The following is a 13,710-nucleotide window of genomic DNA, read 5'->3' on the forward strand; positions in this document are numbered from 1 at the left end:
AAAGAGCAAACTAGGAAGCTAGCCGCAAGCTGTACTTGAGTACGGTAAGGCGACGCTGACGTGGTTTGAATTTGATTTTCGAAGAGTATTAACTAATTTCTTCTTACCAATTCCACCATATCATAAGGCAGAGTATTGGCAGCTTCCTTCAAGGAATAGTTCTCTAGGTTATTTACATTTTGCCGTAACTTCTTGGCATACTTGGTCGTAATTAACCGTTTTTCTTCATATTCAAAAATCAACTTGCGCTCTAAGTAATACCCTCTCAGCATTTCATCGATATTGTTGGGCTTAACACGATTGATAACCCGTTCGACAAAGGCACCACTGGTGATGATAGCTGTTTCACGGAGACGAGAATCCTGCATGAAGCTAATCAAGGAACTCTTATAAACCCCTTTAAGGTTCTCCAAACTTTCGATAATCATCTCTGTATTTTCTAGATAGAGCTCTGCAATTTGGTCATAGTCAAGGGCTCTGAGTTTCTGTGATTCTTCATTTTTCCAACTGCGAAAAGTCTTGCCAAGAGTAAAGACTTCGTGAAGAAGAAAACGTAAAATCCGCAAGGAAACAAGGAAATAATAGGTCAATCGTGACGCAAACTTACGATTGATACTTTGTTCCATGTTTTTCAAATAACGTTGGTAGACTCGATAGGCACGCTCACTCATCTTGTCCTCTTCGTAAGCCTGTTCTAAACCATCACTTTCGATACTGAGGATGAGAAGTTTCAAGGCCTCCCAATCCTCTTGAGCCCCCTTATTTTCTTGGCTCAGGATAAGATTTTCGATACGTCCATGATAATTGTCAATAGCCGCATAGAGGGGAAGTTTATTTCTGGTGCCTTCCAACTCTTTTTCCAACTCTAGCGTTACTTCATTCAAAATAGCGATATGCATGAGATAATCCTTGCTTTCTTCCTGTTCATCAGAAAGATGAGGCAAGACCAAGAGACCTGTTAAAAAGCTTACCAGCGTCACACCTGCGACAAGGAAAAGCAAGAGAGGATATTCCTGCTCTAAATCACTTGGTATCAGAAGAATCGTAGCAATCGACACCGTTCCCTTGACACCTGAGAAGGTCAAAAGAAGCATGTCCTTCATATACTTATTTAGCTTTTTCTTGAGACGTCTAGTCCTATAGGCATAATAGCCATAAATCATGACAAAACGAATAGCAAAGAGGACAAAGGTAAGGGCTATAAGAGATACCAATAACAGTAAGGGATTATAGATTGGATTGGTCAAGATAGGCTCTGCTATCATTTCCAACTCCATCCCTAAAATCACAAAGACAGAACCGTTGAGCATAAAGTTCACTGTGTGCCAGACCGTCTCGGTCACCGTATCCACTTGAGCTTCGAGGAGCGTAATTTTCTTAAAACGGCTTGCCTTTAAAATCCCAGCAACTACAACGGCAATAATCCCTGAAACATGGACTTCTTCTGCCAGGAAGAAGGTCACCAAGGGCAAACTCAATTCCAGAAGAAGCTCACTAGCAATATCCGTTGCTCTCACACTTAGCAAGAAGCTATGGAGGAAACGGTTAGTCATGGCTGTTAAAAAGCCAATCAAAAAACCACCTAGGATTGAAAAGATAAGCGAACTACTAGCTTGTCCAAGGGAAAAGGATCCAGTTGTCCAAGCTGTCAAAGCTACCTGAAAAGCCACCAAGCCAGAGGCATCATTCAAGAGTCCTTCACCCTTAAGGATATTGGACACGCGCTTAGGAAAGCTAAAGCGCTCCGAAAGAGAGGCAAAGGCCACCAAATCCGTAGGGCCAAGGGCTGCCCCAACGGCCAAGCAAGCCGCCAAGGGAAGACTGAGCCAAAGAAGGTGGGCCAAGCCACCCAAACTCAGGGTCGAAATGAAAATCACTGGAAATATGAGATAAACAATGATTCGCCAGTGTTTTAAAATAGCTGTAATGTCCGCTTCTTCCGACTCTCGAAAAAGCAAGGGCCCTATAACCAGTGCCAAAAACAACTCTGTATTGAGGTGAAAGTCGGTATTGGGTAAAAAGAGGCCAATCACAATTCCCAAAAGAATTTGCACCAAAGGAAGGGGTAAAAAGGGCAGGAGCTTATTGGTTGTACTTGAGACAATCAAAACCAGTAAAAATAGGATGAGGTAAATCAGTAATTCCACGGACTTCCTCCTTAATCTTTTTTACAACAGGATTCAAATATCTCCTTCTGCTCTTTGATTTTTTGGTCAATCTTAGAACAATCTTTGTGCTCAATTTTTCTCTGGCACCGTTCCATTTCAAGAGCAACCAATTTTTTCTTGATTTTAAGCATTTTTTTGCTCATATGCGCTTGATCTAGCATGTCCACCGCTCGTTCTTGATGGGTTGATTCAACAAAATTCTGTCGCATAGCATCCAGCTTTTCACGTAGGTATTGTTTATCCATGTCTATATCTCTCTAATTTTTCAATCATTACTAAAAATGGTGGGTTGTTAACTTGATTTAAAGTTCGGTAAAGGGCAACTGTGTACTCTTGTTGGTTCAACTGGCTAACAAAATCCAAGACAGCATCTTTCTCTAGGTCGCCTCCTTCATGACCATAGTAGATCATAATGGCAATCCGCCCACCTTTGACAAGCAAATGACACAGCTTTTCTAATGCTTCAATCGTTGTCTGAGGTCTGGTGATGACAGACTTATCAGCTGACGGCAGATAGCCCAGATTAAAAATCCCTGCCTTGGCTTCTGCCACAAACTGGTCCAGTGTCTCGTGACCTTGCAAGATTAACTGGGCATTTGTCATTCCAGCTTGATTCAAACGCTCTTGGGTCTTTTCCAAGGCTTGCTCCTGAATATCAAAGGCATAGACTTTCTTGGCTAGCTTGGCTAAAAAAAGCGTGTCATGACCATTTCCCATAGTCGCATCCACTACGATATCGTCCTGAGTTACTACCTCAGCCAAAAAGTCATGTGCCATCTCAAGTGGTCTTTTCATTTTCAAACTCCTGTTTTACAGCCTTGCATCCTTGAACGCTTCCACGACGTCGCATCTCCATCTCAATGCTGTTGAGGACTTCCCATTTATTGAGGCTCCACATAGGACCAATCAGCATATCTCTAGGTGCATCTCCTGTGATTCGATGGATGACAATATGTTTGGGAATGATTTCCAATTGGTCGCAGATGACCTTGACATATTCATCCTGACTCATCAACTGCAAGCGTCCTTCGTGGTAATCCCGTTGCATACGCGTATTGGTCATCAGGTGAAGCAAATGCAGTTTAATCCCTTGAATATCGTTATCCGTGACACAGCGGCGGACATTTTCAATCATCATCTCATGGGTTTCACCAGGAAGTCCGTTGATCAGATGGGAAACAATCTCAATCTTTGGATACTTTCTCAAACGCTTGACCGTTTCCACGTACAATTCATAGGAATGAGCACGGTTAATCAGGTCAGAGGTTGCTTCATAAGTGGTCTGCAAGCCCAATTCAACCGTCACATGCATGCGCTCCGACAACTCAGCCAAATACTCGATAGTTTCGTCTGGTAAACAATCTGGCCGTGTTCCGATATTGATTCCTACTACACCTGGCTCATTGATAGCCTGCTCATAGCGCTCTCGGATGACTTCCACCTTTTCATGGGTGTTGGTAAAATTTTGAAAATAAACCAGATACTTCTGAACATCGGGCCACTTACGATGCATAAAGTCAATTTCCTTATAAAATTGCTCACGGATAGGCGCATCTGGTGCTACAATAGCATCTCCAGAGCCTGAAACCGTACAAAAAGTACAGCCTCCATGAGCCACAGTTCCATCACGATTGGGACAGTCAAATCCCGCATCAATAGGGACTTTAAAGGTCTTTTCTCCAAAGAGTTTTCGATAATAATCATTCAAGGTATTATAAGATTTCATAACTTTCATTATAACAGAAAACATCTACAATCTCAAAAGCCTGACTTTCCTATAAATTCCTCTGTTTCTCGTTTCCTTTAGCGATTTTTTATGATACAATATGGATATGATTTTAATGAAATTAGCATCTATTTTATTATTGATACTGACCTTAGTAGTCTGCATTATCATAACCAAACTTTTTAGATTAAAAAAACTAGGACGAAACTTTGCGGATTTAGCTTTTCCAGTCTTGGTATTTGAGTACTACCTAATCACAGCTAAAACCTTTACCCATAATTTCCTCCCTAGACTGGGCCTAGCCCTCTCAGTCCTAGCCATTATTCTCGTCTTTTTCTTCCTTCTAAAAAAACGCAGTTTTTACTATCCTAAATTCATCAAATTCTTCTGGCGTGCAGGATTCTTAGTAACCCTTGTCATGTATATCGAGATGATTGTTGAATTGTTCTTAATGAAATAATTGAATCCCTAAACATTTTCTAGGGATTTTTGCTTTCTCTACAAAATAAGGTAGATAATAACACTATACAATTTTATACAAAGAAAATCCCTTAGAAACTTATATTCCAAGGGATTTATCTTCTATCTAAGACAAGAGTTTCTCTCCACTCTTTAATGATAACGAAAGTATCAAAATTTCTAGTCTTCTTTTTTACCTTTAGTGGCTACTAATCCTGCACTCAAACAGAGTAGAGCTAAACCTGCTGCTACTGTTTCTTGGCTTGTCACACTACCTGTATTTGGTAACTGGGCTTTATTAGTTTGACTAGCTTCACTTGGAGCAATTGGTTTTGTTTCTGCTTTTTCTGACACTTGTGGTTTTGTATCTACCGGCTGTACTGGTTTCGTTGTTTCACCAGCTGTACCGACTTCTATGATGCGATCCTGAGCCATAACTTTATCATAGCTATCCTTTTCAGTTCGCTTACCATTTTCAACCTCGATTAAGTGAACACGGACTCCTTGTCTTCCTTCTTGGAGGACTCGAGTTTGACCTACTGGAAGTTTATCGTTCTTTTGTTCCTGAACCTTGAAATCGATTGTTTCTTCTTCAATTACAAGTTCTGGTCTGTTAAGCACAAGATTTTTCACTTCGTCTTCTGGAAGAGAGGTGCCTGGTTTGGTTCCAACTTCCACGATACGATCTTCTGCAGCGACTTTATCGTAAGTTTCTTTAAGCTGACGTTTTCCATTTTCCACTTCAATCAAGTGAACACGGACGCCTTGTTTTCCTTCTTGGAGGACACGGGTTTCACCTAGATACAACTTATCAGACTTACGCTCCTGAACCTTGAAGTCAATGGTTTCTTCTTCGACCACAAGTTCTGGTCTGTTAAGGACAAGATTCTTCACTTCATCTTCTGGAAGGGCGGTGCCTGGTTTCGTTCCAACCAAGACGATGCGGTCTGTTGGTGCCTCTACCACTTCATGGAGTTTTTCTTCCTTACTTCCATCAGGATTAATGCTTGTAAAGATACGTTCTTTTCCAGCTTTTCCTTCTTGTTCTACACGAGTTTCACCTAGATAAAGCGTAGAATCCTTTTTCTCAACTGTCTTGTAGGCCAAATCGTTTTCAACAAATTCAAGTTTTGGAAGTTCCTCCTGTACAGCAGCAACTGTCTTCTCAGAAACTGGTTTTTCCTTAATCAACTGGATACGGTATTCCTTAACTTGTTTTCCACTTTCTGAAACGAGGCGAACAAGTACTGGGAGGCCGTCTTCTTCACTATCTACAACTGTTGAAGCTACTTGATTGGTTTCTTCAACTGCGACTTTTGGCCGTTGACCTTTATAGGTAATTTGATAATCTTGACGATTTTCAGCGAAATCAGGGAGTTCTTTTCCATCTACAAGAATCTTCGATTGAGTACTTTCTTGAGGCAATTCGCTTGGTGCAAGGAAGGTCATCTCAATCATCGCAACACCGCTCTTATCTGCTTTACGCTCCATACGCCATCTCATGGCTTTGGCTTTGACAGCTTTAAATGTTACGTTTATTTCATCACCAGCTTCAATGTCTTTATCCGCACGATAAGGAACAGCTTCCCAATTTTCTGGGTTGTTGAATGGATGGCCTGATTCGTAGGCTTGGTAGTTTGAATAGTAGGTAGGCACTTCAAAGTCTGGACCGACATAACGTTCCAAAACAAGTTTAGATGGTGCATCTGTACCACTATCTGCAAAGAAGTGAAGTTTGGCTTGCGCAACAGTCCGCTCTACAATCTTAGCATTTTCACGGAATATCACACCTGCTGATACTTCTGGATTAGAAGATGGCGTTTTAGACCAGTTTGTCCAACGACGATTTTCAGAGTGATCTCCATCATTGATATAGTCTACACGGTCATGAGAACTGTCGTCAATATCATTAGTTGCTGAAGCAAAGGCCTGGTTACTGTTTTCATCATAGTTAGGGTTATCTGAAAGAGCCTCACCAAGTTTGTCTGTCACTCTTACAGTGAACTCAGCAGTAAGATTGCTACCAAGGACACGACCTCGAACAGTAAATTGACCTGCTTTTGTCAGATTTTCTGCTGGAACTTCTTCCCATTCAACTGTCAGGTCTTTTGTTTCGTAACCGTCTTTACCTGTGAAGTAAACCGGAACCTTAGTCGGCAATTCAAGTGGTTGCCCTAGTTGCAACAAGCGAGCTTGTTTAACCGCAGCAACTGGTTTACGAGAAAGTAAGTCTTTATCCTTAGTGAAGTGCAGACGGTATTCTCCTAAGATGTCGCCATTTTCAGCTTTCGCGATGACACGAACTGGCTCACCTTCACGAACACTTGGAACAACAGTCGCTAGACCATTGTTGCTAACACTTGCTGTGACTGACGGAACTTTTCCATCTACAGACTCAAGGTAGTAGTCTGTCAAATCAGGGTTGAAGTTTGCTAAGTCTTTGCCGTCAACTTGGATTCTTGTTTGTCCTTGTTTGGCTGCCGCAACTTGTTTCGCAAAGATTTGTACTTCTGTGATAGACGTTCCACGCTTGTTATCTGCTTTAACCATTCGAATACGAACAGCATAAGTTTCAACTTTATCAAAGCTAAAGTGATTCATTTCTCCAGTCTTGAGTTGTTCTGGAGCTTTTAGATTAGTCACTTGTTTCCAATTAGTAGGATCATTAAAGACATGGTCTTCATTGGCTACAAAGCTAGGGTTTTTAGGAGCTGTTGGAATAGTCTTACCAACATAATACTCAATCACATAAGACTTCGGTGCACCGACTCCATGGTCTTCGTGGAATCCGACACTTAGATTATCAACGGAGCGTTTGCTCAAGATACCTGAATCTCCAAACAGAACACCTACTGAAGCTTCTGGATTACTACGATTCCAGTTTGTCCAACGATTGGCTGGTCGGTCATTAAAGGAAATCAATTTATCGTTGACATTTGAAACAGGGTCGGTTGGATTTGAATCTGAAGCAAAGGCAAGTGGCAATTCTGAACCGGTCCATTGGTCAGAAATGTTTGCACCTTGCTCAGTTTGAGCAGATACGCGAACATGAAGTTTAGTTGTTAATTGAGTACCTTCTAAGCGACCATTAACTGTAAAGACACCTTCCTTAGCGTATTGCTCTGGACGAATCGCATCCCATGCAACCTTAGCTGATGAAACGTGACCATTTGAATCATATGTACGAACGCTTTCTGGTAATTGTGGTGCTTCTGCGATTGGAGTTGTCACACTGACTTCTTCAACTGAAACGATACCTTCTACAGATACTTTAGCACGCGCTTCCATGTCAATTCCTTCAACTTTACCTAACACTTCAAAGCTTTGATAGTGGTCTAGTTTTTCTTTTGGAATAGCTTGCCAAGTGACTTTATGAGTTTTAGGGAAACCTTTGTCATACTCAACAGTTACTGTTGTTGGGAGAGTAGGTTCTTGGTGTAAATCTGTCACTACATTTACAGGACGGATGGATTGCGCAATCTTCTTCTCAGTATTTGCTTGTATAGTGAGATTGATTTGACCTGTAGCACCCTCATATTCAGCTTTCAGAGTAAGTGCTCCTGGTTTATGCAACTCAAGCATTCCTTTTCGGACTACAACTTCCCCTTCACCACTTGTAGAGAAGCTCACCTTATCAGCTGGTAATACAGCTTGTGTTCCGTCCTGATAATGAGCGAGTACAGATAATTTCACTGTTTGGTCTTCTTTAAGACCGTCAGCTTGTTCCACTTGCAAGCTCAAGTGAGCAATTTTTGGTGCTTCTTCTAGGAATTGAATCGCATAGGTTTGAAGAGGGCCACCATCTTTAGGCTGAACAAAGATGCTCGCACGCATGCCGTTTGCTGCGCTTGCTTGAAGAACTGTAACATCAGCATTTTCAGCACTTGCTGTGACTTCTGGTAATTGGGCACCATAAGCAAGAGTGCGGTATTGCATTGGTTGTTGACTAGTAAGCCCTGTTACTACCTCACCGCCAACAGTAACAGTTGGCACTACAGGTGCTGCAGCATTTCCTTCTTCTACCACAAGGGTTGCATGAATAGTTTCTCCAGCTAACTGACCAGTCATTTGAATATGTGATCCAGCTACTGAAAGTTTGGCTTTATCTGCTTCCGCAATCTCCCAGCTATCTACTTCGTACTCTTGTACACTTCCATCGGTTACAAGTATTGACACATATTTATCTACAGTGTTCAAGTCTGCTCCTGGAGCAACACGTTTAACTGTTGGTAATTCTTTCGCAATTGCTAGAACCTCGACACGAGCCTCTACCTCACGTCCATTTGCTGTACCTTTAGCAGTCACAACTCCTGCTTGACTAACATCGACTTGAGACCAAGTTACTGGAAGTTTTTCACGACTACCATCGCTGTATACAAAACCTACTGTTTTCGGCATTTTTGGATCTTTACCGATTAATGTACGAACTCTTGCTACTTCTGTCCCCAAAACAGTCTTCTCTTGTCCTTCTTTTTTACCAGTAAAGACAGTTACTTGACTAGATTTCAAGAGATCTGAATGGGCTGTCAGTGTGAATTTACCTGCTTGTTCAGTTGATTTGACAATGGCAACACCTTTACCATTAAATGCTTTACGAATCCAAGAACCATCTGCTTGCGCCTTATAGCGTTCACGGCTGGCTTGTTCCCCGTTATCGACACCGACAAGTTGGCCTTGTCCGTGCAATTGGAAGCGAACCAGATTATTGGCAGTTGGTACTACATTCCCTTGGCTGTCAACAATTTCATAGTAGATATATGTCAAGTCTTTTCCATCTGCTGCAATTGCATGGTCTTCCTTGATAAGACGAACAGCCGCTGGCTTACCAGCAGTCGTAATCTTGTCACGTGCAATTTCTTTACCAGCTTCATCACGAGCAATTGCTTCCAAGGTACCTGGTTGATAAGCAACTTTCCATTCAAGATAAAGTTCATTAGCATTAGCACCTTCTTGGTAAGTGCGTCCATCGCTAGTTTGTTTTTTGTTGAAAGTCTTAAGACCAAGAGATTTTCCATTCAAGAACAATTCTACACTTGCAGCATTAGAATAAGCACGTACAGGGATTTTATTTTCCGCGTCTGCTACATTGTCTATCAACTCTTTGTTTTCCCAGTTCCAGTGAGGAAGAAGGTGAACCATTGGTTTTTTCTTTGCAGAAACCCATTGACTTTGGTAAAGATAAAAGTCGTTTTTTGGAATACCTGCAGTATCTACGATACCAAAGTAAGAGCTTTTAACTGGCGTGTTGTTTTGGTTGTGCCATGGAGTGGGTTCACCGATATAGTCCGTACCTGTCCAAATGAATTGACCAGCATAGCCAGCATTGTCACGGTCAAATGTCCATGAAGCAGTTGCCGTTTTACCCCAACCAACACGGTCATTTCCATAATCTGACTGTTCATAGTTACGCCATGACTGATTACTTTGTACCCACTCACGCTCTGGGTGGAAGTAACTTCCTCTTGTACGCGTTGCTGAAGATGTTTCTGACCCATAAATCAACCAGTTTGGATGCTTAGCTCTAAGGGCTTTGTAATTATCTTCAGAGTAGTTAAATCCAACAGCATCGAGTTCATCAGCAATTTTTTCATGCCCACCGCTACCATTACCGAAACGGAACTTATCTGCTCCCATGGTAACATAACGAGTTTTATCAACATCCTTGATAACTTTGACTAGACGTTTAACAGTCGCTAGAGAATGAGGATCCCCATTTGCTTCACCGATTTCATTTCCGATTGACCACATAAAAACAGCGGGATTATTTTTGTCTCTCTCTACCATAGTACGTAGATCGTAGTCAGACCATTTTTCACCTTTTTTAGCCTCAGGATGGGTAGCATCTTTTTCAAAGAAACGTCCATAGTCATAAGGTTTCTTTCCGCCATACCAAGTATCAAAGGCCTCTTCTTGAACAAGTAAGCCAAGTTCAGCTGCAATCTGTAAAGTCTGAGGACTTGCTGGGTTGTGAGTCGTACGAATCGAATTCACCCCCATTTCCTTCATCTGTTTCAGTCTACGGTACTCAGCCTTGTAGTTTTCTTCTGCTCCAAGCGCTCCGTGGTCATGGTGCAAGGAAACTCCATGGAATTTAATGCGTTCACCATTCAAAGAGAAGCCCTCATTTGGAGTCCAGTTATAATATCGGTAACCAAACAGATCTTTCTTAGCATCAACTAATTGACCGTCCCGGTAAACACGTGTAACTAATTCATACAAGGCCGGTTTGTCATTTAAAACCGTCCAGAGTTTTGGTCTTTCAACTTCTAAAATCGCATCAAGACTAGTTACTTCATGTGCTTTCAAGGTACGGCTCTCTGTACGTACTAGACCTGTCACAGCCTGACCACCACGTTCAACGATTTGATATTCTGCTACAAGTTGATGGTCTTTGTCGTCCGTATTGACAATTTTACTAGTCACATGAGTTTCAACCTTGCCGTGTTGCTGTTGTTCAAGTTTTGGTGTTAAGATGGTTGTCCCATTTTTCTCAACATGAACTTTATCTGTCACTTGTAAAGTCACATCACGATAAATACCGCTACCTGAATACCAACGGCTGCTTGGTTGTTTGTTGACTGCATGAACAGCAATTACATTCTCACGTCCATCTTTGTTCAAATAGTTAGTGATGTCATATGAAAATTGGTTATAACCATTTGGGTAATGACCCACTAACTGACCATTGACATAAACTTGAGAATCCATGTAGACGCCATCAAAAGTGAGGCGAACATTTTTCTTGAGATCTTTTTCATCTAGTTTGAAAGTCTTGCGATACCAAGCTTCCCCACCGTTAAGCTGTCCACCTTCATTTTGTGCAGGAGATTCATGATCAAAATCGTTAAAGATACTCCAGTCATGCGGTAAATCTAATTTTTTCCACGTAGATACATCTGCATCCGGTTTAATGGCTTCTTTAGAATTCGCATTGAGTTTAAAGTGCCAATTTTGGTTAAAATTCACTTTTCTGTCTTCAATCATTTGATTGACTTCTTCATTTGTCACAGCTTTAACATCTTCCTTGAGCGGTTTTTCTTGACTTGAAGCTTGTGATTCTATCTTTGGAGCTTTTTCCTCTTTTGGAGTTACTGCTTTATCTTCTTTCTTCTCAGATGAAATAGACTCAGTGGCACTAGATTGTTTTTGTGCTGTACTTTCGACTACATTTTTAGTTTCCAAAGCTTGATCAACCTTTTCTTCTACTATAGGATTTTCCTCTTTAGGTTTCTCAGCAGTACGAGTAATAGGTGTTTCATCCGCATTAACTACAGATTCTCCAGCTATATTTCCTGCGAATAGAACTGCACAAGTTCCAATCATTACTGAGCAAGCTCCTACAGCAAACTTACGAATGCTATAGACTCTTTTCCGATTCCAATGGCTTTTTTCCATAAAATCCTCCTTTTAGTAATCGCTTTCATTTTTGTGTAAGCGCATAACTTTTAATAGTCTTTTACCCTTATTTTATTAAATAATATAGGTATTTTCAATACTTTAGCATATAAAATAATATTTTTGATAGTTTTTTCTAAAATTTGTAGAAGAATTAAAAAACTGAATGTAGTTTTAAAAGAAAAAACACTTATTAACCTTTAAATTAAAAGAAGTAAAAAAGTCCCTTTAAAAGGAACTTCTTCTATTTATAATTAAAAGTTTCCCCTGCCAGCTTATCAGCTAGCTTTGGAAAGAGAGTATAAAACTTATGGGCTAGGTTCAACAAAACAGGAAGATTAAGTTCTCGTTTGTTTTTTCCTATAATCTTGACAATCTTTTTAGCCACTGCATCTGGTTTCAATAGGAAGCGTTCAACCGACTTGAGATAGGTGCCATCTGGGTCGGCTTGGTCGAAAAATCTTGTTCGGATTGGTCCTGGATTGACTGTTGTCACATAGACTCCATAGGGCATGAGTTCGAGACGTAGAGCATTTGAAAAACCAATAGCCGCAAACTTAGTTGCTGAGTAGAGACTAGACTTGCCAGTAGCAATCAAACCAGCCATGCTAACAATATTGATGATATGGCCTTTTCGGCTTTCTTTCATTCGAGCCGCAAGGCGACGAGACAGATTCATTAGGGCAAAGGTATTGACCTCGAACATCTGATGAATATCTTTATCGGAAATCTGGGCAAATTCCTCAAAGATCCCATAACCAGCATTATTAATCAAGACATCAATCTTGCCATAGCGGAGATAGAGGTCTGCTAGCAAAGTTTCTAAGGCTGAGTCATCGGTAATATCGATTTCAACCAATTCTGCTTGTGGATGGTTTCCATAGAGTTGAGCTAATTTTTCCTTATTTCGACCAAGTAAGATGAGTTGGTCATTTGGCAAGAGTTTGACCATTTCTTGAGCTAGGCCACCGCTAGCACCTGTAATGAGAATAGTAGGCATACTTATCCTTTCCCAAGCTTTTAGATTTCCACTTCTTCCAAGTCTTTGACCACATGGACATTTTCAAAAACACTAGCAGCGTCTTTTTTGAGCTTGCTGATATCTTTTGAGAGAAAACGGGCACTGATATGGTTGAGCAAGAGGCGTTTGGCTCCTGCTTCTACCGCTACTTGTGCCGCTTGCATATTAGTAGAGTGGCCATGGTTACGAGCAATTTTTTCATCGCCCTTGCCATAAGTGGATTCATGGACAAGGACATCCGCATTAATACCCAAGCGTACACTGGCATTGGTTTTTCTGGTATCGCCTAGAATGGTAATAATCTTACCAGGACGTGGCGCTGAGATATAGTCTGCTGCCTTGATTTCAGTTCCGTCTTCCAAAACAACATCCTGGCCGTTTTTGATTTTCCCAAAAAGTGGGCCAAATGGGACACCAGCAGCCTTGAGCTTTTCAGCATCCAGCGTTCCTTCCAAGTCCTTTTGCATGACACGGTAACCAACACAGAAAATAGTGTGGTCCAGTTCCTCTGCATACACAGTGAATTTATCGGTCTCAAGGATTTTTCCTAGAGAATCTTGGTCAAACTCATGAAAATGAATACGGTAAGGCAGGCGCGAACCTGACACACGAAGACTGGTTAAGACAAATGACTTGATTCCTTGAGGTCCATAGATCTCCAAATCTGTCTGCTCTTCATTGGCCTGAAAGGCACGGCTAGAAAGGAAACCTGGTAAGCCAAAGATGTGGTCTCCATGCAGGTGGGTGATAAAGATTTTGCTGACCTTACGTGGTCGAATTGTGGTTTCCAGAATGCGATTTTGCGTACCTTCTCCACAGTCAAAGAGCCAAACTTCGTTAATCTCATCCAAGAGTTTCAGGGCGAGACTGGAGACGTTGCGGGCTTTAGAGGGCTGGCCAGCCCCCGTTCCTAAAAATTGAATATCCATTCGATACTTTCT

Annotated in this window: 8 protein-coding genes; 1 reads left to right on the top strand and 7 read right to left on the bottom strand. The window is 41.3% G+C overall.

Annotated features, from left to right (window positions below):
- Positions 1-92: 92 nt before the first annotated feature.
- Genes B7697_RS02865 through mnmL form a run of 4 tightly spaced genes read right to left on the bottom strand, consistent with a single transcriptional unit; the run spans position 93 to position 3,903 of the window.
- Positions 93-2,147 carry a cation:proton antiporter gene (locus B7697_RS02865; protein ID WP_084950246.1) on the bottom strand — a complete coding sequence of 685 codons (2,055 nt, stop codon included), beginning with the start codon at positions 2,145-2,147 and terminating at the stop codon, positions 93-95.
- Positions 2,148-2,158: 11 nt separating this feature from the next.
- Positions 2,159-2,413 (bottom strand): hypothetical protein, encoded by a 255-nt coding sequence (locus B7697_RS02870; RefSeq protein ID WP_084950248.1) that lies wholly within the window; start codon positions 2,411-2,413, stop codon positions 2,159-2,161.
- Positions 2,406-2,963 (bottom strand): tRNA 5-(aminomethyl)-2-thiouridylate-methyltransferase MnmM, encoded by a 558-nt coding sequence (gene mnmM / locus B7697_RS02875; RefSeq protein ID WP_084950250.1) that lies wholly within the window; start codon positions 2,961-2,963, stop codon positions 2,406-2,408. The genes B7697_RS02870 and mnmM overlap by 8 nt, the downstream gene beginning before the upstream one ends.
- The gene (gene mnmL, locus B7697_RS02880; protein ID WP_045606008.1) at positions 2,947-3,903 is read right to left on the bottom strand and encodes a tRNA modification radical SAM protein MnmL/YtqA; all 957 of its coding nucleotides are present in this window, start codon (positions 3,901-3,903) and stop codon (positions 2,947-2,949) included. The genes mnmM and mnmL overlap by 17 nt, the downstream gene beginning before the upstream one ends.
- Before the next feature lie 91 nt (positions 3,904-3,994).
- Here mnmL and B7697_RS02885 point away from each other — a divergent pair, with 91 nt between their 5' ends.
- A complete protein-coding gene (locus tag B7697_RS02885; RefSeq protein WP_084950252.1) occupies positions 3,995-4,354 on the top strand; it encodes a DUF3397 domain-containing protein in 360 nt (119 codons plus the stop codon).
- Between the two features lie 179 nt (positions 4,355-4,533).
- Here B7697_RS02885 and bgaA read toward each other — a convergent pair whose 3' ends face one another.
- The 3 genes from bgaA to rnz all read right to left on the bottom strand — a co-directional run bounded on the left by bgaA (position 4,534) and on the right by rnz (position 13,698).
- The gene (bgaA, locus tag B7697_RS02890; RefSeq protein WP_084950255.1) at positions 4,534-11,748 is read right to left on the bottom strand and encodes an LPXTG-anchored adhesin/beta-galactosidase BgaA; all 7,215 of its coding nucleotides are present in this window, start codon (positions 11,746-11,748) and stop codon (positions 4,534-4,536) included.
- 244 nt (positions 11,749-11,992) lie between these two features.
- Positions 11,993-12,748 (bottom strand): SDR family NAD(P)-dependent oxidoreductase, encoded by a 756-nt coding sequence (locus B7697_RS02895; protein ID WP_084950257.1) that lies wholly within the window; start codon positions 12,746-12,748, stop codon positions 11,993-11,995.
- Positions 12,749-12,768: 20 nt separating this feature from the next.
- Positions 12,769-13,698, bottom strand: coding sequence for a ribonuclease Z (gene rnz, locus B7697_RS02900; protein ID WP_084950260.1), 930 nt, complete (start codon positions 13,696-13,698; stop codon positions 12,769-12,771).
- Positions 13,699-13,710 lie beyond the last annotated feature (12 nt).

The sequence above is a fragment of the Streptococcus mitis genome (genome assembly GCF_002096895.1).
Classification (GTDB): Bacteria; Bacillota; Bacilli; order Lactobacillales; family Streptococcaceae; genus Streptococcus; species Streptococcus mitis_AH.